This window comes from Rhodococcoides sp. S146-33, from assembly GCF_059489205.1.
Map to the genome: position 1 here is coordinate 491,872 of NZ_JCAJWY010000001.1, position 19,718 is coordinate 511,589.

18 protein-coding genes and 1 pseudogene are annotated in these 19,718 nt (G+C 64.7%); 15 read left to right on the forward strand and 4 right to left on the reverse strand.

From position 1 onward, the window contains the following. Positions 1 to 23 precede the first annotated feature (23 nt). The 10 genes and pseudogenes from AC5WEY_RS02350 (at position 24) to AC5WEY_RS02395 (ending at position 8,972) form a co-directional block, all read left to right on the forward strand. Positions 24 to 398 (forward strand): DUF3054 domain-containing protein, encoded by a 375-nt coding sequence (locus AC5WEY_RS02350; protein ID WP_082521226.1) that lies wholly within the window; start codon positions 24 to 26, stop codon positions 396 to 398. Between the two features lie 221 nt (positions 399 to 619). After that, positions 620 to 1,867, forward strand: a complete 1,248-nt coding sequence (nhaA, locus tag AC5WEY_RS02355; protein ID WP_442971036.1) for a Na+/H+ antiporter NhaA — start codon at positions 620 to 622, stop codon at positions 1,865 to 1,867. Between the two features lie 41 nt (positions 1,868 to 1,908). After that, the gene (locus AC5WEY_RS02360; protein ID WP_495644541.1) at positions 1,909 to 3,006 is read left to right on the forward strand and encodes a serine hydrolase domain-containing protein; all 1,098 of its coding nucleotides are present in this window, start codon (positions 1,909 to 1,911) and stop codon (positions 3,004 to 3,006) included. Between the two features lie 43 nt (positions 3,007 to 3,049). After that, positions 3,050 to 4,306 (forward strand): APC family permease, encoded by a 1,257-nt coding sequence (locus AC5WEY_RS02365; protein WP_495644542.1) that lies wholly within the window; start codon positions 3,050 to 3,052, stop codon positions 4,304 to 4,306. 31 nt (positions 4,307 to 4,337) lie between these two features. Next, positions 4,338 to 4,688 (forward strand): ArsR/SmtB family transcription factor, encoded by a 351-nt coding sequence (locus AC5WEY_RS02370; RefSeq protein WP_495644543.1) that lies wholly within the window; start codon positions 4,338 to 4,340, stop codon positions 4,686 to 4,688. Next, positions 4,685 to 5,764 carry an ACR3 family arsenite efflux transporter gene (arsB, locus tag AC5WEY_RS02375; RefSeq protein ID WP_057479611.1) on the forward strand — a complete coding sequence of 360 codons (1,080 nt, stop codon included), beginning with the start codon at positions 4,685 to 4,687 and terminating at the stop codon, positions 5,762 to 5,764. The genes AC5WEY_RS02370 and arsB overlap by 4 nt, the downstream gene beginning before the upstream one ends. Further along, positions 5,764 to 6,186 carry an arsenate reductase ArsC gene (locus AC5WEY_RS02380; RefSeq protein WP_495644544.1) on the forward strand — a complete coding sequence of 141 codons (423 nt, stop codon included), beginning with the start codon at positions 5,764 to 5,766 and terminating at the stop codon, positions 6,184 to 6,186. The genes arsB and AC5WEY_RS02380 overlap by 1 nt, the downstream gene beginning before the upstream one ends. After that, entirely contained in the window at positions 6,183 to 6,599 is a 417-nt protein-coding gene (locus tag AC5WEY_RS02385; protein WP_462662047.1) for an arsenate-mycothiol transferase ArsC, read from the forward strand. The genes AC5WEY_RS02380 and AC5WEY_RS02385 overlap by 4 nt, the downstream gene beginning before the upstream one ends. A gap of 5 nt (positions 6,600 to 6,604) precedes the next feature. Then, positions 6,605 to 7,660, forward strand: coding sequence for an ArsO family NAD(P)H-dependent flavin-containing monooxygenase (locus AC5WEY_RS02390; protein ID WP_495644545.1), 1,056 nt, complete (start codon positions 6,605 to 6,607; stop codon positions 7,658 to 7,660). Beyond that, positions 7,657 to 8,972: pseudogene (locus AC5WEY_RS02395) on the forward strand (FAD-dependent oxidoreductase). Before AC5WEY_RS02390 ends, AC5WEY_RS02395 begins: the two are co-directional and overlap by 4 nt. A 30-nt stretch (positions 8,973 to 9,002) precedes the next feature. On the opposite strand, the gene AC5WEY_RS02400 reads toward AC5WEY_RS02395, so the two are convergent. Next, the gene (locus AC5WEY_RS02400) at positions 9,003 to 10,355 is read right to left on the reverse strand and encodes an alpha/beta hydrolase family protein (protein WP_495644546.1); all 1,353 of its coding nucleotides are present in this window, start codon (positions 10,353 to 10,355) and stop codon (positions 9,003 to 9,005) included. A gap of 94 nt (positions 10,356 to 10,449) precedes the next feature. On the opposite strand from AC5WEY_RS02400, the gene AC5WEY_RS02405 reads away from it, so the two are divergent. After that, a complete protein-coding gene (locus AC5WEY_RS02405) occupies positions 10,450 to 11,361 on the forward strand; it encodes a fumarylacetoacetate hydrolase family protein (protein WP_057479605.1) in 912 nt (303 codons plus the stop codon). After that, positions 11,358 to 12,086 carry a TetR/AcrR family transcriptional regulator gene (locus AC5WEY_RS02410; RefSeq protein ID WP_495644547.1) on the forward strand — a complete coding sequence of 243 codons (729 nt, stop codon included), beginning with the start codon at positions 11,358 to 11,360 and terminating at the stop codon, positions 12,084 to 12,086. The genes AC5WEY_RS02405 and AC5WEY_RS02410 overlap by 4 nt, the downstream gene beginning before the upstream one ends. Here the strand turns inward: AC5WEY_RS02410 and AC5WEY_RS02415 are convergent. From AC5WEY_RS02415 to AC5WEY_RS02425, 3 genes are all read right to left on the reverse strand, one after another. Next, positions 12,071 to 12,817: a sulfite exporter TauE/SafE family protein gene (locus tag AC5WEY_RS02415; RefSeq protein ID WP_495644548.1), complete on the reverse strand. Its 747-nt coding sequence runs from the start codon at positions 12,815 to 12,817 to the stop codon at positions 12,071 to 12,073. The two genes, AC5WEY_RS02410 and AC5WEY_RS02415, sit on opposite strands and share 16 nt — an antisense overlap. 33 nt (positions 12,818 to 12,850) lie before the next feature. Next, positions 12,851 to 14,512: an NTF2-like N-terminal transpeptidase domain-containing protein gene (locus AC5WEY_RS02420; RefSeq protein ID WP_495645507.1), complete on the reverse strand. Its 1,662-nt coding sequence runs from the start codon at positions 14,510 to 14,512 to the stop codon at positions 12,851 to 12,853. 108 nt (positions 14,513 to 14,620) lie between these two features. Continuing rightward, positions 14,621 to 16,450 carry a penicillin-binding transpeptidase domain-containing protein gene (locus AC5WEY_RS02425; protein ID WP_495644549.1) on the reverse strand — a complete coding sequence of 610 codons (1,830 nt, stop codon included), beginning with the start codon at positions 16,448 to 16,450 and terminating at the stop codon, positions 14,621 to 14,623. A 91-nt stretch (positions 16,451 to 16,541) separates the two neighbouring features. On the opposite strand from AC5WEY_RS02425, the gene abmR reads away from it, so the two are divergent. The 3 genes from abmR (at position 16,542) to AC5WEY_RS02440 (ending at position 19,645) form a co-directional block, all read left to right on the forward strand. After that, a complete protein-coding gene (gene abmR / locus AC5WEY_RS02430; protein ID WP_057479601.1) occupies positions 16,542 to 17,087 on the forward strand; it encodes an ATP-binding transcription factor AbmR in 546 nt (181 codons plus the stop codon). Between the two features lie 133 nt (positions 17,088 to 17,220). Then, positions 17,221 to 18,795 carry an ABC-F family ATP-binding cassette domain-containing protein gene (locus tag AC5WEY_RS02435; RefSeq protein ID WP_495644550.1) on the forward strand — a complete coding sequence of 525 codons (1,575 nt, stop codon included), beginning with the start codon at positions 17,221 to 17,223 and terminating at the stop codon, positions 18,793 to 18,795. Between the two features lie 64 nt (positions 18,796 to 18,859). Continuing rightward, positions 18,860 to 19,645, forward strand: a complete 786-nt coding sequence (locus AC5WEY_RS02440) for an alpha/beta fold hydrolase (protein WP_495644551.1) — start codon at positions 18,860 to 18,862, stop codon at positions 19,643 to 19,645. The last annotated feature ends 73 nt before the right edge of the window (positions 19,646 to 19,718 follow it).

Genomic DNA, 19,718 nt, shown 5'->3' on the forward strand with positions numbered 1-19,718 from the left:
CGTGGGTGTCTACAGTGGGGCGCGTGAAGTTTCGATCCCCCGCAGTTGCTGCCGTCCTCGACCTGCTGATGGTCGTGCTGTTCGCCGCGATCGGTCGCCGCAGCCATGCCGAGGCCACCGCACTGTCCGGTCTGTTCCACACAGCCTGGCCGTTCGTGGTCGGTGCCGCCATCGGCTGGGTCGTCACGTTCGCGCTGTACCGCAACAAGTTCGACGCTTTTCTCATCGTCCCGACGGGCATCGTCGTGTGGGTGATGACGGTCGCTCTGGGCATGGTCCTGCGTGCGGTGACCGGGCAAGGAACTGCTGGGTCTTTCATCATCGTGGCAACCCTGGCCACCGCGGTTCTGCTGCTCGGCTGGCGCGCGTTGGCGAAATTCGTACCCAGCGCCCGCTGACGCCGAGTTCGTCGGGAACGGCCTCGGCGCGATAGGATCATCCACGGTGCGCCGGGAAGTCTGGTCGGCAACTGTTCTGTGCTGCGCACATGCCCATCCATTCGACGGGTTCGCTCGGCACAACGTTGCTACCGAAAGGCCTTGTCACTGTGTCTGATTCACCCACTCCCACAACGCGATTGCCGCTGTTCTCCCGCGGCTCCTGGTCAGAAGCAGACCGCATGGCGCAGATCCTGCGCAAGGAGACCGTCGGCGGCGCACTGCTGCTCGTCGCCACTCTCGTCGCGTTGATCTGGGCCAACTCACCCTGGTCCGCGGCATACGACACGCTGATGAGCACCCGCGTCGGCCCCTCGGCACTGCATCTGGACCTGACGCTCTCGACGTGGGCCGCCGACGGGCTACTGGCCATCTTCTTCTTCGTCGTCGGACTCGAACTCAAACGTGAATTCGTTGCCGGCGATCTGCGCGATCCGGCACGCGCCGCATTGCCGGTGGCCGCGGCCGTCGGCGGAATGGCAGTCCCCGCAGTCATTTTCGTACTGTTCAATCTCGGCACGGGCGACGGCGCTCTGCTCGGCTGGGCCATTCCCACCGCAACCGATATCGCGTTCGCCGTCGCCGTTCTCGCCGTGATCAGCACGCACCTTCCGACTGCGTTGCGAACCTTCCTGCTGACCCTGGCAGTGGTCGACGACCTGCTGGCCGTCAGCGTCATCGCAATCTTCTACACCGACGACATCAACTTCATCGCCCTCGGACTGATGCTGATTCCGCTGGCGCTGTTCGCCGTCGCTGTGCAGATGCGCGTCCGCTCGTGGTGGATTCTCATCCCGCTCGCAGTCGTGACCTGGGTGCTCATGCACGAGTCCGGCGTCCACGCCACCGTCGCAGGCGTTCTGCTCGGCTTCGCCGTCCCGGTGATCCGCAGCAAGGCCAACGGCGGCCCCGATGCGGGACCCGGACTCGCCGAACACTTCGAGCACAAGATTCGGCCCATCTCCGCGGGTATCGCAGTGCCGCTCTTCGCCTTCTGCGCGGCCGGCGTGACCGTCGGTGGATTCTCCGGTCTGCGAAGCGCTCTCACCGATCCGATCGCCATCGGCATCATCGCCGGGCTCGTCATCGGTAAGGCCATCGGAATCTTCGGCACCACCTACCTGGTTTCACGCTTCACCCGGGCGACGTTGGACGCCGGACTCAAATGGCTCGACGTCTTCGGTGTCGCAATGCTCGCCGGTATCGGCTTCACGGTGTCGTTGCTCATCGGCGACCTGGCGTTCGGTGAAGGAACCGAGCGCGACGACCACGTCAAGGTCGGTGTGCTGACCGGTTCGATCATTGCGGCCGCCATCGCCTCGATCATTCTGCGAACCCGCAACAAGGCGTACCGGGACTTCTACATCGAAGAGACCCGCGACGACGATCACGACGGCATCCCGGACGTGTACCAGCAGAAGAAGACGTAACGATCGTTGGAATCCGGACCGCTCGGTGACACGATGGGTCCGTGAGCGAAACCGTGCGAGAGCTGTTGGCGCGCCACATCGACGCCGGACTGATGCCGGGGGCAATCGCGCTGCTGGGTGGCCCCGATGCAAAACCCATCGCGATCGGGTCGTCGGCGGTGGGCGGTCCACCGATGACAGTCGACGCCATCGTCCGGATTCAGTCGATGACCAAGATCGTCACCAGCGTGGGCGCTCTGCGACTCGTGGAGGCGGGCCGACTGACGCTGGACGACGACGTCGTGCCCTGGCTTCCGGAGCTCGCCGCCCGCCCGGTGCTCACCCGCCCCGATGCCGAGCTCGACGACACCGTTCCGCAGGACCAACCGATCACGTTGCGGCACTTGCTCACCAACACCAGTGGGTACGGAATTCAGATCGAAGACACACCGCTCGCCCGCGCGATGACGGCCAACGACACCGAAGCCGGTCCCGCACCGTCTCCCCTCGGCGCGGACGAATGGCTGGCGAAGATAGCGGAACTTCCTCTGGCTTTTCAGCCCGGTGCCGGGTGGCGCTACCACCACGGTTTTGCGATCCTCGGCGTCCTCATCTCGCGCATCGTCGGTCGACCTCTGCAGGATCACCTCCGCGACGATTTGTTCGAGCCACTCGACATGCCCGACACCGGACTGTGGGTTCCGAGCGACCGGTGTCATCGCCTGACGGCGGCCTACCGGTTGGATGACGGGTCGTTGATCGAGACCGAACCCGCAGCAGGCGGGGCCTACGCGGGACCGCCCCCTGTCGACGTCAGCCACGGCGAGTTGGTGTCCACGGTGGCCGATTTCCACCGCTTTCTTCGTGGGATCGCGACGATGGTCTCCACCGAACACCTGAACCTGATGACTCACGACCAAGTACCCGCGTCGATCAAGACCGACGACAGTTTCTACCCGGGTTTCTGGGCGGCAACGGGCTGGGGATTCGGCGTTTCCGTCGTCACCGAAGGACATCACCTCGGTCGTTACGGATGGTCCGGCGGGCAGGGCACCGACTTCTTCGTCGACCCGGACGGGACGGTCGGCATCCTGCTGACGCAGACCGAATTGAGCGAAGCCACCTTCGCGCTGCTGTCGGAGTTCCAGGAACTGAGCTGATTCCGACGACGGCACCTACAGTGGTCGCCGTGAACGAGAACCGGTGTCCGGCGTGACACAGCCGCTGGCCCGTCGACTCGGCCTCGTCGATGCCGTTGTCATCGGTGTCGGCTCGATGGTCGGCGCCGGAGTGTTCGCGTCGTTCGCCCCCGCGTCGGCCGTTGCGGGAGCGGGTCTGCTGATCGGTCTTGCCATTGCCGCGGTGGTCGCGTTCTGCAACGCCACCTCGTCGGCTCAGCTCGCGGCTCAGTATCCGACGTCGGGTGGCACGTACGTCTACGGCCGTGAGCGCCTCGGCGAGTGGCCGGGATTCGTGGCCGGCTGGAGCTTCGTCATCGGCAAGACTGCGAGCTCTGCGGCCATGGCACTCGTATTCGCCGCCTACGTCGCACCTGCCGGATACACGAAAGTCGTTGCTGCCCTGGCTGTTGTTGTATTGACAGCTGTGAACTACTTCGGCATCACCCGCACGGCGCTGCTGGCGAAGATCCTCGTCGCTGCCGTACTGACCGTCCTCGTCGTGGGAGTGGTTCTGGGACTGACCGGATCTTCCGGGCCTCCCGTCGGCGGCCTCGCAGAGTTCACCGCGAAGGGGTGGTACGGCATTCTGCAATCGGCCGGTCTGCTGTTCTTCGCCTTCGCAGGCTATGCGCGCATCGCCACGCTCGGCGAGGAAGTCACCCGACCGGAACGCACCATTCCGCGTGCCATCGTGTCCGCCCTCGGTATCGCGCTTGTCGTCTACACAGTGGTTGCACTGACCCTGCTGTCGATCCTCGGCCCCGACCTACTGGCCTCGTCGACTGCGCCGTTGGTCGATCTCGTCGTGGCATCGGGACATTCGTGGGCGTCGCCGGTGATGCGCGTCGGCGCCGGACTGGCGGCGCTGGGAGCATTGCTCGCGCTGATCGCAGGCATCGGCCGCACGTCACTGGCAATGGCCAGGCACGACGATCTGCCGTCGTATCTGACCGCCGTCCACCCCCGCTACTCGGTTCCGCATCGCGCCGAGATCACTCTTGCCGCGATCGTCTGCATCCTCGTTCTCCTCGTCGATCTGCGGAACGCCATCGGATTCTCGTCGTTCGGGGTATTGCTGTACTACCTGGTTGCGAACCTGAGCGCCTGTACGCAGGGGCCCGAGAACCGGCGGTACCCCAAGGTTCTGCAGATCGTCGGAAGCATCGGATGCGTCGTCCTGATTGCCACGCTGCCTGCCTCGTCCATCGCCGTCGGAACTGTCGTAGTCGTGCTCGGCGTTCTGTACCGCCTTCTTCGAGTTCGGCATCTGTTCACTTGACGATTGATTCGATGAACGTCAATATAGACGCATGTCGAATCAAGACCAGGAGTGCTGCTCGCCGCTGATCCGCGAACCCTTGAACGCGGATTGGGCCGGAGATCTGGCCCGCATGTTCAAAGCATTGGGCGATCCGGTGCGCCTTCGCCTACTCAGCCTCGTGGCCAGCCACGCAGGCGGCGAAGCATGTGTCTGCGATATTTCCCCCGCCTTCGACTTGTCGCAGCCCACCATTTCCCACCACCTCAGGGTCTTGCGCGAGGCGGGGTTGCTCGACTGTGAACGACGCGGCACCTGGGTCTACTACTCGGTCGTTCCCGCTGCGCTGCAACAACTGTCGGCAGTGCTCAGCGCCGCGGAGTCCACGGAGGTCATGGCATGAGTACGACGACCGATACTGCCGTGGTCGGCAAGCTGTCCACCCTCGACCGGTTCCTGCCCGTCTGGATCGGCGTGGCGATGGTCGTCGGTCTGTTCCTGGGGCGCATGATCCCCGGACTGAACGACGCCTTGTCGTCCATTTCCATCGACGGGGTGTCGCTCCCGATCGCCATCGGACTGCTGATCATGATGTACCCGGTGCTGGCGAAGGTGCGCTACGACCGCCTGGACACCGTGACCGGCGACAAGCGACTGCTGATCGGATCGCTGGTCCTCAACTGGATCCTCGGTCCGGCCCTGATGTTCGCTCTCGCATGGCTTTTCCTTCCCGATCTGCCCGAGTACCGAACAGGCCTGATCATCGTCGGACTCGCTCGATGCATCGCGATGGTCATCATCTGGAACGACCTCGCCTGCGGAGATCGAGAAGCCGCCGCGGTTCTGGTCGCGATCAACTCGGTGTTCCAGGTGTTCATGTTCGCGGTGCTCGGATGGTTCTACCTCTCGGTGCTTCCGGGTTGGCTCGGACTCGAGCAGACCACCATCGAAGCCTCGCCGTGGCAGATCGCGAAATCGGTGCTGATCTTCCTCGGAATCCCGCTGATAGCCGGATTCGCATCTCGCTTCTTCGGCGAACGCGCCAAGGGCCGCGAGTGGTACGAGGAGAAGTTCATCCCCAGGATCGCCCCGTGGGCGCTCTACGGCCTGCTGTTCACCATCGTTATTCTCTTTGCGCTGCAGGGTGATCGGATCACCTCACAGCCACTCGACGTGGTGCGCATCGCGCTGCCACTGCTGGTGTACTTCGCAGTGATGTGGGGTGGCGGCTATGCCCTCGGAGCTGCGATGGGTCTGGGCTACGAACGCACCACCACCCTCGCATTCACCGCCGCAGGCAACAACTTCGAGCTTGCGATCGCCGTCGCCATCGCCACCTACGGCGCGACATCCGGGCAGGCGCTCGCCGGAGTCGTCGGACCACTCATCGAGGTGCCGGTACTGGTCGGCCTCGTCTACGTCTCGCTCGCACTGCGTAAGCGCTTCTCTCCGAAAACCGAACCCACAGAGGTTAACTGATGTCCGACACACCCAGCGTTCTCTTCGTCTGCGTCCACAACGCCGGTCGATCTCAGATGGCCGCCGGTTTTCTGTCCCACCTCGCCGGCGATACCGTCGAAGTGCGGTCCGCCGGTAGCGCACCCGCAGAGACCATCAATTCCGCGGCGGTCGAGGCCATGGCCGAACTCGGCATCGACATCTCGACGCAGTCTCCGAAAATTCTGACTCCGGAGGCCGTCGAGACTTCCGATGTCGTCATCACCATGGGCTGCGGCGACGCGTGCCCGGTGTTCCCGGGTGTGAGTTACCGCGACTGGGCACTGGCCGATCCGGCCGGCAAGGGCGTCGAAGCTGTCCGCCCGATTCGTGACGAGATCAAGAGCCGAATCGAAGACTTGATCGCCGAACTGGTTCCAGCGAAGCAGAGTTCGGCCTCATGACAAGACCCAGCGTGCTGTTCGTCTGCGTCAAGAACGGCGGCAAGTCGCAGATGGCGGCCGGCCTGATGCGCAAGATCGCAGGCGATTCGGTGGACGTGCACTCTGCCGGAACAAAACCCGGCGGAGCTGTCAACGCACTGTCGGCCGAGTCTCTTCTCGAAGTCGGCGTCGACCTGTCCGGTGAGCAGCCGAAGCCGATCGACCCGGAGTTGTTGTCTCGCATCGACTACGTCATCACCCTCGGGAGCGAGGCACAGGTCGATCCAGTCGACGGTCCGATCTTCGAGAACTGGAACACCGACGAGCCGTCCGAACGCGGTATCGACGGAATCGAACGGATGCGTTTGGTACGCGACGATATTGCCGCTCGTGTCGATGAACTCGCGACCCGAATGCGCAGCACCGACGGTTGAGTCGAATGGCGTCGGAGGTGGTGGTGATCGGCGGCGGTCAGGCAGGACTGGCCGCCGGTTACTACCTGCGACGAGCCGGGCTCGACTTCGTCATACTCGACAACCAGACGCATGCCGGAGGGTCCTGGCAGGACTACTGGCCGTCGCTGCACCTGTTTTCGCCGGCCGAGTACTCGCGACTACCCGGCTGGCCGATGCCGCCGTGGCCCAATGGTTTTCCTTCGACATCGCACGTCGTGGACTACCTCCGGGCATACGAGAAGAAGTACGAGTTGCCGGTGCGTAGGCCCGTCGAGGTGACGTCCGTGAATCGTGTCGAGGACGGCTATCGAATCGACACCGACGGCGCGTCCTATTCTGCCGCAGCCGTCATCAATGCCACTGGAACGTGGTCTCGGCCGTTCTGGCCGAGCTATCCCGGCATGCGTGACTTCGGCGGGATCCAACTGCATGCCGCCGACTACCGATCACCGGATGTGTTCGTGGGCAAGCGCGTCGGCATCGTCGGGGGCGGAAATTCAGCGGCGCAGATCCTCGCCGAGGTGTCCACCGTCGCCGAGGTCCTGTGGTTCACCAACCGTGAACCACGCTTCCTTCCCGACGATGTCGACGGCCGGGTGCTGTTCGATGTTGCCAGCGATCGGGCCCGCGCTCTTGCCGAGGGCACATCGGACTCCGGCGGGGTTGCCGGTTTGGGAGACATCGTGATGGTCCCGCCGGTGCGAGAGGCCCGCGATCGTGGAGTTCTGCACGCCAGGCCGATGTTCATCGCGCTCACCTCCGACGGCGTCACCGACGGGCACACGACAGAGAAGCTGGATGCCATCGTGTGGTGCACCGGTTTTCGACCAGCACTTCGTCACCTGCGCCCACTTCACCTGCACGCCGACGGGCCGGGAATCGTGCTGGACGGCAACCATGTTCGAGTCGAACCGAACCTGCTGTTTCTCGGCTACGGCGACTGGACCGGACCGGCATCGGCAACGCTCATCGGCGTCGGCCGTACCGCACGCGCAGCAGTGGACACTCTCGCTCGACGAGGAAAGGTAGATCAGTCATGAACTCATACCCCGTAGTAGTGATCGGCGCAGGCCCCATCGGGCTCGCCGCCGCAGCGCATCTCACCGAAACCGGCTCTGCCGTGGTCGTTCTCGAACGCGGGCCGTCCGCAGGCGCGGCAGTGTCCGAATGGAACCACGTGCGATTGTTCTCCCCGTGGTCCGAGGTCGTGGATCCCGCTGCCGCACAATTGCTAGAGCCGACCGGCTGGACTGCACCGAACGGCGACACCTACGCCACCGGACGCGAATGGGTCGAGCAGTATCTCGCGCCCCTCGCTGCTGTCCTCGGCGACGCCGTCCGAGTCGACTCCGAGGTGGTCGGCGTCGCCCGCCGCGGACGCGACCGCGTGGTCGATGCCGGCCGCGACACCGAGCCGCTGTCCGTGCACATCCGCCACTCCGACGGGACCGAGGAACGCATCCTCGCCCGCGCGGTCGTCGACGCGTCGGGCACCTGGGGATCACCGAATCCACTGGGCAGCGAGGGCCTTCCGGCCGTCGGCGAGAAGGCCGCCGCTGACCGGATCGACTACCGGGTCCCCGATCTGACCGATCCAAAGGTCCGCCTTCGGTTCGCGGGCAAGCACGTCGTCATCGCCGGTAGCGGCCACTCCGCCCTCACCGCCATCATCACCTTCGCCGAACTCGCCGCAGAGGAACCAGGAACGACACTCACCTGGGCCGTGCGCCGAGGCGTCACTGCGGACGTGTTCGGCGGCGGCGAAGCGGACGAACTCGCTGCCCGCGGGGCACTCGGCCAACGTGCGAAGAAGGCAGTCGACGACGGATACCTCACCGTCGTCTCCGGATTCCGTACCGAAACCGTTGCGGTGGAGGATGGTTGGCTCGTGCTGATCGGCGACACCGGTGCCCGCATCGAGAACGTCGATCGCGTCGTCGCGCTTACCGGGTTCCGCCCCGATCTGTCCTGGCTGTCCGAGGTTCGCCTCGATCTCGACCCCACCCTGCAGGCACCGAGATTCGTCGCGGAATTGGTCGACCCCAACATGCACTCGTGCGGATCGGTGTCCCGCACGGCGTCGACGAACTCACCCAGCCCGAGCCCGGCTTCTACCTGGTCGGCATGAAGAGCTACGGCCGCGCGCCGACGTTCCTGGCGATGACCGGATACGAGCAGGTACGCAGCATCGCAGCCGAACTCGCCGGCGACCACGAGGGCGCACGGAAGGTGGAGCTGACGCTTCCCGACACCGGCGTCTGCGGTGGCGCAGGCCTGTTCGACGAGCCCGACGCACCGTCGACCGGCGGTTGCTGCAGTGCCCCCAGAGAAGCTGTGGCGCAACTGATCTGACGCGAGCCCTCCGGGAGGTGAAACAATCGACTACACCTTCTGGGAGAGAAAGAGTTCGGTGAGCCAGCGTTGTGATTCGTCGAGCCACTGGCGGTAGTGCCCCATCGCGCAATGATCGTCGTCCGGATAAAGGATCACAGTGCCGTTTGGAGCGGCGTCGGCGAGGTCGACACTGTCCTGGGTGCTCATCAAAGTGTCGTGGTCGCCGTTGATCACCAGCAGAGGTATCGAGATGTCGGCGTATCGGTCCCGAATGGACAGAGCGGACAGTTTGCGCTTGAGGTCCAGCGGATGTCGCGCGCCGAGTGTCTGGGCGAGGGCGTGGAGAATGATCTGCGGGGTTCCCAGCGCCCCACCGGTGAAAGAGCGGTGCGTTGGAGCGCCGCACGCGATGGCACCGGCGATCCGGTGGTCGGTGGCGGCCAGGCGGGCCGTCCAATATCCACCGAAACTGACCCCCACCATGGCGATCCGTTGGGAGTCCAGGCGATCGTCGGCCACCAGGTGGTCGATGACCTCGTGGTAAACCGCTTCGGATTCCGGGCCCATGGGCTTGGTGTAGGCGTAGCTGCCGGGCATCTCCATCAGGAACATCGCCATGTCCGAGTCGCGGTATCGCAGTTGCGGTATCGCCAATTCCTGGGCGGTGCCCTCGAGCCCATTGGTGGTCAGCACAATCGGGTGCGGTCCCGGTCCGGGCGGCAGAACGAGATAGCCCGCCACGGTTTCGCCGCCGGAGACTGCCATCTCGACGAACTCGACGTTGAGGTTCAGCAGTGGGGCCACGGCGCCGATGAGGACGTCGAACAGTTCTCGTGAGCGCCGATAGGCTTGCATGCGCTGCTCACTGTGGCCGGGAAAGGCGCTGACCTGGTAATAGGTCATGGCCTTCACCCAGGCGTCGAGTGCCCGGAAGGCGGTCGTCACTCGGAGTCGATCGGCCGCGGGTGCGTGGGCGGCGACAAGGTCGGTGATTGCGCCTGCGCTCGGTTGTGGACCGTGGTCGGCAAACAGTGCTGCTGCGGGAGCGATCAGATCAGCGAGGGCCTCACCGTCGGCCGCGGTTGCGGGTCCGCCGATATTCGGGACGGTTCCGACGGCGAGGTCGCGGAGCAGCCCGGTGGCGTGATCGGCATGGCTCGACGCGATGCTGTTCCAGTAACCACACCAGCGGTCGTCGCGGAACGAGCGAATGCCACTCAACTGGTGGGCGAATGCGGTGCGGTCGAGACCACCCATATTGGCGTAGCGCAGGGCGAACAGCGCGGGCAGAAACGGTGCGACGCCGGTCGCTCGCGCCGCAACATCGGTGGTGCGCGTGATGGCGCAGGCAGTGACGAACATCTTCTGCAGCACAGACACCTCGGAACCTACTTCGCGCACGATGACTTCCCACCCTTTCGGAACGATCGTTCCGACGCTAACATCTAACCACGCTACACGGAACACTCGTTCCGTTACCGAAAGGAATCGTGCGGTGAAACTGCGACGGATACGGACCGCGGACGGGCTGCAGTTACAGACCTCGACCACAGGTGAGTCCTGGCAACCGACACTCGACCGGTCGGCCTTGGGCGGCCGCGTTTTCGATCCAGAGTGGGAACTGGCCCGCGCCGATGAACACCTCCAGCACAGTGCGCTGGTGCTGCCGTTCCAGCCGGCTTCGTTCCGGGACTTCATGCTCTACGAACAACATGTACTCGACGCGAGTCGGGGCTTGCTCCGGCGTTTCCATCCGAAGCAGAGCCGGGCAGTGGCCGGCGTCGAGGCGCTCACCCGACGGCCTTTTCCGCTGCTGCGCCCCAAGCCGCTTTTCTACACCCAACCCATCTACTACATGTCCAACGCGCTCACCTTCGTCCCCTCGGGGACTGCGCTCGCCGCCCCGTCCTATGCGAAAGCGCTGGACTACGAACTCGAGATCGGCTTCGTCCTGGCACGGGGCTTGTTCGACGCCACCGTGGACGAGGCTCTCGACGCCATCGGAGCGTTCGTCGTCCTCAACGATTTCAGTGCCCGCGACGTTCAGCGCTCCGAGATGGACAGCGGATTCGGGCCACAGAAGTCCAAACACTTCGCGACCTCGCTCTCGGAGGTGGCCGTCACCGCCGACGAGATCCTGCCCACGATCGACTCCTTGCGGGGAACGGTCACCATCGACGGCACCATCGTGTCCACCGTCTCGAGCGCCGGGATGCAGCACACCATCGGGGAAGTACTGGCGCATGCCTCCCGCAGTGAGACACTCCGGCCCGGTGAACTGTTCGCCACCGGCACCCTGCCCGGCGGCAGCGGGATGGAAACCGGACACTGGCTCACACCTGGATCCACCGTGGAACTGGCCATCGACGGGATCGGCAGCATCAGCCACGTCATACTCGATTCGTGACGTTCTCCGCCCCCGAAGACCCGCCTGCTCGATCGAAACGGGACGCCAATCGCGCAGAATTGCAGACCCGCTTGCTCGACACAGCCGAGGAACTTTTCGCCGACCGCGGCTACTTCGGTGTCGGTGTCCGCGATATCACCGACCGCGCACACACCCGATTGGCCTCGGTCAGTGAGCAATTCGGGGGTAAAGAAGCGCTCTTTCAAGCCGTGCTGGCGCGACGCATCCGCCCTCTCAACGACGATCGACGCGCTCATCTGTCGGCGCTACCGACGCGTGGAACCCGGCCCGCACGTCTTCGTGCACTGATCGACGCGTTCACCGAACCGATGCGCCGCCGTGCCGGTGACCCTGGATGGGACAACTACTTTCGGCTCATCGCCCAACTCTCGAACTCGGGCAACCCGATCGGTCGCCTGATCGTCGACGACTTCAACGCCATCGCCACCGATTTCATGACCCAGATGCGCACACTGTTCCCACACGCGAACGAGGTGGCAATTCACGACGCGTACCTGCATCTGGTCGCCGCCGCGATGCACACCTACTCCAACAATCTCCGGCTCGACAGTCTCACCGGGGGCCGAATGCATGCACGCGACATGGACGAACGCCATAGAGCGTTGCTGCACTTCGCCGAAGGTGGCATCACCGCGACGGTGACTCGTTCTGCCGCCGACTCACCGTTGTACCGCGACGAAGCAGTCACTCAGCCGAAAGCCTGATACCCCAGCCAACCGGCGAGACCGAGCCCCAGAATCCCTACTCCGACGCGCAGGACGATCGGCGAGATCACTTTGACGGTCGGTGGCCCGCAGGCTCCGCCGACGAAGCAGCCGATCGCCAGCGCCAGGGCGGCCAGCCAATTGACCTGGCCGGAAAACGAAAAAATAATGGCGGCAATGAGATTGGCGATACCCAGGAAGAAGCTCTTCAGAACGCTTGCGCGCCAAAAGGTATCTGCGGTGCAGATCAACGCCAGCGCAAGAAATATGACGCCTGCTCCGGCACCGAAATAGCCGCCGTAGATCGCGACGGCAAACAGCGCCAGGGGATAGAGCGTCGGAAACTGCTTGTCACCGGACAGCTTTCGAATTCTCGGCTGCAACAAAAGCGCAACCGCAGCCATCGCGACCAGGAACGGGACAACCGCCTCGAACGATCCGTCCGGGGTGACGAGCAACAGAACGGCGCCGGTGCTACCGCCCAGCGCGGAATAGATTGCGTACCGAACCAACTGCTTGCCGTCCTTGGCCAGCTCGGCCGAGGAACTCGCAGTCGCTCCGACGCCGGCAGCGACCAGAGCCACGGTGTTCGTCACGTTTGCCGACACTGCGGGCAAGCCGACCGCCAGCAGCGCCGGATAGGAGACGAGCGAGGCGAGCCCGGTGACGAACCCGATGAGCCCGGCGAAGAACCCGGCCACCACCAGAAGTCCGAAATCGAGCACCGTCACCGAATGAAACTACCGTGCCTAACTATCGAGCCCCTATTCGACGGGGTTCGCCATCTCCTGCAGCAACCGGCTCGTCATCCGCACTGCCTGATCCCCACCGTCTGCGTCCTCGATGTACACCGCGAAGGCGACGTCACCACTGGTGGCGAGGACGAACCGATCGTCGCCGCTTTCCCCGGCGAAACCCTGGACACCGTCGAACGTGTCGAGGCCGCTGCTGCTCGACGAGTCGGCGAGTATGCCGCGCAACCGGTTCGACGCGTCCGCTCCGATCGGCTCCGACTCGCGGTCGGCGACGGCGGTCTGTCCGGCGACGATGGTGGGAATCGGTGCGCTGCCCCGCGAGATTGCCGCCGCCATCTGGGCAAGTCCGAACGGCGTCACGGTCGCTTCGTCACCGGAGGCCGTGGACACGGTGCGGATGCCGTCGATTGCAGTACGACTGTCCGCGGGAGTTCCGGTGTAGGCGTCGAGACCGGGCATCGAGTAGTGAATTCCCAGGCCGAGCCGCGCGGCTGCGTCCTCGCCGCTGTCGTCACCACGATCGGACTGCACAGCCCTGATCAGATCCGACGCGGTGCCGGCCGGGTAGGAACCGCCGAAGGCCACGTCGCCTTGCTCGTTCGCGTAACTGTTCTGTGCCGCACCGATGATCGCGCCGGTCGAGGTGGACAAGGCCACGATCGACGCGGACGTCCCTGCCATCACCACTGCGTTCTCTGCCGCGAGTTGCACGCGCGGATCGAGCGTGGCGTGCAGATCCGGCCCACCCGGTCCCTGGAATCCGACGCGGCGCTCGCCGGTTCCGTCGACGGTGTACGTGTCGACGGCCCATCCCGCGGTGGCGTCGCGACCGGCTTGCCATGCGGCACGCAGAGAATCGAGCACAGGTGACGTGATACGACGGTCGTCGACGATGAGCTTCGGCTGCGGGGCAACCACCACACCCGGCACGGCCCGCAGATCGTCCTCGAGAACGGCGAAGTCGTCGTCGCGCAGGGTCACTGCGGTGATCGGTGCACCGCCGGCCGAATTCAGCTCTGCCATCATCGATTCGGAGGTGATGAGCGGAGCGACGACATCGATGATGTCGGCGAGTTGCTGGGTGGACGCAACCGGATCACTGGTCTGCGCCGGGTCGAGGGAGATGGCGTTGATGGTCCGCTCACTCATCAGCACGTTGTTCGCGGCGTCGAAGATCAACGGGGGCGCAGCGTCGGTGCGGGTGTAGCGGACCGACCCACCGGAGGTGAGGTCGGGTACGAGCGTGGCCGGATCCCACGCGATGCGCCAGCCCACGCTGAGTTTCTTGGTCGAGCCCTGTGCGCTGTACTTCCAATCCTTGCCCTCGCCGAAGTTCCACGCGGACGCGAGAGTGAAGAAGCCGCTCTCGTCGGAGAGGTCCATGTACTGGGTCAGGTCGAAATCGCCGGTGGACGTGCCGCCGGCCGACAAGCCGTCGAACATTTGGTTCAGAGCCGCTGCCGCGGCGTTCGGGTAGGTCGTCAGCGCGGCGGCGGCTGCCACATCGCGGTTGTCCAGCGCATCGACGAAGTTCGAGACCAACACTTCGGCCTCGCTCGGTGGCCGATCGACCATCCAGAACACGGCCGAGACCGTCAATGTCGCCGAGGCTGCCACGGCGACGAGGTAGCGACCGCGAACCTTGCGCGGGCCACGACGGAGACGACTCATAGAACTCATGAGTCACAATATTCACTGTAGTCACACGAGTAACAAGCACGGTATTCATACGAGCCGGTCACGATTGAGATACGTCGCGGTCGGTCGACCGCAGGCCGGTCACCTCAGAAAGCGACCCGCAGCCTCGATGGCGGGTGCCGAGCTACCCGCGTTGTTCACGAAGACCGCGAACGCGAGATCGCCGGAAATCCCGACGAACCAACCGTGAGCGCCTTCGTTGTTGGCACCGAATTCAGCGGTGCCGGTCTTGCCGAGCAACCCGGGGATGTCGTTCAGCGCCGTGGCCGTGCCGCCGGTGATGGTCTCGCGCATCATCGTCTTCAGCTGCTCGGTGACCTGCGGGTTCACCGCTGCCGGCTGCATGTTGCCCACGCCGGGCTCACCGGCGACGACCGTCGGCGCACGCAATCCGTTGTTGGCAATGGACGACGCCACCAGCGCCATACCGAACGGCGACGCGGTCACCTGGCCTTGGCCGATGGCGGATTCGACGCGCTGCGCCGGGGTATCGGCCGACGGCACCGAGCCGGTGACGGTGGTCAGGCCCGGGGTCACGTAGTCGACGCCGAGGCCGTACTGAGCAGCCGCGTCGGTCAGACCGTTCGGCGGGAGAGCGACACCGAGCCGGCCCATCGTCGTATTGCAGGACTTGGCGAAGGCGGTGTGGAGCGGCACGTCGCCGAGAGCGAAGTTGTCGTCGTTCGGGATCTGCCTGCCTTCGATGTTCTCGGTCGCCGGGCAGGGCAACACCGTGTCGGGGGTGACGGCTCCGGACTGCAGAGCAGCCGAGGTGGTGACCGTCTTGAAGGTCGACCCCGGCGGGTACAGGCCGGTCAAGGCAATCGGACCCTCGGCGTCCGCGGCGGCGTTCTGCGCTACGGCCAGAACATCTCCCGTCGACGGCCGAAGCGCAACGATCGCCGCCTGCTGCGGCACCGACGCCAGGGCGTCCTCGGCTTTGAGTTGCAGCGCCGAATCGACGGTGGTCGCGATGTCCTCACCGGTGCTCGCATCACGTCCGGCGAGCTGGGTGACGGTGCCATCGGCCGCGACCGCTTGGATCGCCCAGCCACGGTTGGCGGCTTGCTCCTGCTCCCACAGCGTTGTCAGGTCACTGAGCACCGGCGAGACGAGGTTGCGATCGGTGGCCAACAGTCGCGTCTGCGGGGCGAGCGTGACTCCGGGGATCGTCGCGAGTTGCGCGCCGATGGGGTCGATGTCGGCCTGACGGAGCGAGACTATGGTTGCTGAATTACCCTGTGCAGCAGCAACACTCGACGCAATGGATTCCGCGGTGATCCCCGGAACGACGGGTCCGACGAGATTTGCGACGGCCACCGGATCGGCCGTCGCATCGACGTTGACAAGGGTGACGACCTGCTGCGACATGAGCTCGCTGCCGTTGGCATCGAAGATCCGAGGCGCGACGAGCGCGTCGGTCGGGGTGAACCGCACGGAGGAATCGGCCGTCAGCCCGGGCACCAGCATTGCCGGGTCCCAGGTGATCTTCCATCCCTGCTGGGTCTCGGCGGCAGTTGCCGAGGTGGTGTAGTTCCACTCCTTCGGCTCACCGTCCGGTTCGGCGGTGCCGTCGGTGGTCGTCGAGAAACGCCAGCCGGCGTTCAGCGTGAACGTACCGGCATCCTCGTTGGCGTCGACAGCCTCGAAATCAGGAGTCGCCGTCACCGTTCCGCCGCCCGAGAGCCCGTCGTACAACGCGGTGAGCGCCGCGGTCGCTCCGGCGGGATCGGTGGTGAGGGCAGCCGCCTGATCGACGTTGGAGCTGTTGACCGCCTCCGCGAACTTCTCCGCAACGGTCTGCGGCTGATCGGGACCACTGTTTCCGCAGGCAGCGAGCACCATCGCCAGTACGGACACCATCGCGGCCAGAGTCGTCGGTCTTCTCGTTGTGCGCACGGAGTCGATCATGCCTCAGCCCTCCGCCGAACTGCTGGTGGCGCGTTTCCAGATCTAGGTGTAATTATGTAATCAGTCTTACAACACAACATGAGGAGTCATCATGAAACCCAACGGACGCTCGTTCGGACGCCCCGGCGGCTGGCAGCACGCAGACATCCCGAATGCCACCGACGCAGCCGAGTGGTTCGGCGGCCGACTCCCCGACTCCTGGTTCGACGGCGACGCATCCGTCGAGGTCGATCGTGAGGAGATCGTCGTCGTCGGCACCCTGCCCACCGAACAGGACAGTTCACCCGCGGCCCTCGAGGGCCGCATCGCCCGCTTCCGCGAGACCACCCGCGGTGACCGCATGCAGATCGCCGCGGAGGCCGAGAAGCGCTACGGCCGCAAGGTCGCGTGGGGCGTTCGGACCGAATCGGAGGTCATCCTGTTCACCCATCTCGCGGTTCCGGTGATGACACGCCTGCGTCAGCCCGAGCGTCGCGTCCTCGACACCCTCGTCGATGCCGGCGTCGCTCGCTCCCGCGCGGACGCCTTGGCCTGGGCGGTCAAGCTGGTCGGTGAACACACTCAGGAATGGCTGGACGAGCTCCGCGGGGCCATGGAGACGGTCGACGAGCTACGCAAGAAAGGCCCGTCGATCTAATTCGATTGCGTACCCGTCGGGTTCGGGGTTAGCGTGGCATTCGCCCTGTTGCCCACAGATTCGGAGAGGCCATTGCTCTTCCAAAGGTTCTAGACGCCTGCTGATCGTCCGCACGCTTACCTTTGGAGCGCCCATGCCTCATTCATCCTCCCTTTCTGTCTCGAATCTGACGTTCACCTGGCCCGACGGCGACCCCGTGTTCGACGCCGTGTCGGTTACATTTCCAAGTGGCACAACAGGTCTCATCGGCTCCAACGGTGCCGGAAAGTCGACGCTGCTTCGGTTGCTCGCCGGGGATCTGACGCCGCAACACGGTTCGATCTCGCTTCCCGGCGTACTGGGCCATCTGCGTCAGGACGTCGCACTCGATCCCGATCTCCCGGTGGATCGCGTGCTGGCTATCGATTCGATCCGAAAATCGTTGCATCGCATCGAATCCGGGACGTCGACCGAGGAGGATTTTGTAGTCGTCGGGTCTTCCTGGGACGTCGAGGAACGCGCACTGGCGCTGCTGGACAAGCTCGGACTCGGCACCATCGTCGGCTCGATCGGCGACCTGGATCGGGCGGTCGGCACCTTGTCGGGCGGCGAAGCCATGCTGTTGGCTCTCACCGCGCAGTTGTTGGTCGAACCCGATGTTCTGATGCTGGACGAGCCGACGAACAACCTCGATCATGTTGCGCGAGAACGGCTGTACACAGCCATCGACGGCTACGCGGGTGTGCTGATCGTCTGTACGCACGACCTCGAGCTGCTCGAGCGGGTCGACTCCATCGCCGAGGTGCGCGCAGAACGCAGCGGCGTCTCGCGACTTCGCATGTTCGGCGGAAACTACCAGCACTATCGAGCAGTGATCGACGCCGAGCAGGACGCGGCACGGGCGACCATCCGCGATGCGAAGAACGACGTCCGCAAGCAGGAACGCGAATTGATCGACACACGAATCAAACTCGACCGACGTCTGCGCTACGGCAAGAAGATGGAAGAGCAGAAGCGCGAACCCAAGATAATCATGGGTGCACGAAAACGCGCCGCACAAGAATCGGCCGGAAAGCTACGCGGCACCCACACCGATCGCGTCGACGACGCCCGGTCATCCCTGTCGGCCGCCGAGGAGCTCCTGCGTGACGATCGCGAGATACGCGTCGACCTGCCGGCGACGAAAGTTCATCCCGGGCAGGTGGTTCTGGTGCACGAGGACGTGCGCATCGTAGGACCGGAGCGCATCGCCCTGATCGGGCCGAACGGGAGTGGCAAAACCACCCTGTTGCGCACACTGCATGCTGCCGGAGCAGAGGTGCCGTGGAAGTATCTGCCCCAGCGACTCGACGTCTTCGACGAATCCCGCAGCGTCGCCGAGAACGTGGCCGACGTGGCACCGTACGCCACGGCCGAACAGATCCGGGGACAACTCGCCCGCTTCCTGTTCCGCGGATCCGACGCCGATGCCGTCGTCGCCACCCTCTCCGGAGGCGAACGACTGCGGGCTGCACTGGCACGAATTCTGCTGGCAGAGCCGGCTCCGAAGCTACTGATGCTCGACGAGCCGACCAACAACCTCGACATCGCCAGCCGCCAACACCTCATCGAAGCCCTGACGACATTCGAGGGTGCACTGATCGTCGCGAGCCACGATCGGCCGTTCCTCGATGCCATCGGTCCCACCCGCACCATCGACCTCACCCCCACCCCTAGGGAGTCAATGTGACATCTGGTGGCCCTTTCGGGGGTCAATGTCACGTCGAGTGGACTTCCAGGGTCAGAATCGGAGGGTGGAGTACGCCTCGAATGCAGACGATGGGACACGGATCGCATACACGGTGGTGGGGTCCGGGCCGCCGTTGTTGATGGTGCACGGCAGTTTTCTGACGCACACGATTTGGCGGACGTTCGGCTACGTCAAGGCGTTGCGCGGAAGTCGGCAGTTGATTCTGATCGACAGTCGCGGGCACGGCCGCAGCGACAAGCCACATACTCCCGACGCCTATGCGATGGCCAACATCGTCGGCGATCTGTCAGCGGTACTCGATGCGTTGGGTGCGCAGACCGTCGACTATCTCGGCTATTCGTTCGGGGCACGGGCCGGGTTGGCGTTGACGGCGGCAGCGCCCGAGCGAGTGCGATCGTTGGCCGTCGGCGGCGGTAGTCACGGCGCTCAGGCAGGCGCGTTCGACCGGCTCTTCTTTCCCGGGTGCGCAGATGTGTTGGAGCAAGCCGGGATGAACGGGTTCCTCGACGCGTGGAACGCACACCGCATGTTCCCGATCGATCCCGGAACACGAGCGGTGTTCTCCGCCAACGATGCTCAGGCCATGGCCGCGTACATCCGAGCGTGCGACGCCGATCCCGGACTACCCGACGAGGCGTTACAGCGATTCACTCAGCCGTCGCTGTTCTACGTCGGCAGCGAGGACGGAACCCGGCTCGACGACACCCGAGCCGCCGCAGCTCTGGTGCCGAACTCCGAGTTGCACGTCATTCGCGGGTTCGACCACGCGACCACGATGGCTGCGTCCGACGAGGTACTCGCACACCTCGAACGGTTCTGGGGCCACTGACCTGAGTGTCCACTATTCGCCTCGAAAAGCAGGATCCCGCCTCCGCAGGCAAATAGTGGACAGCCACATCACC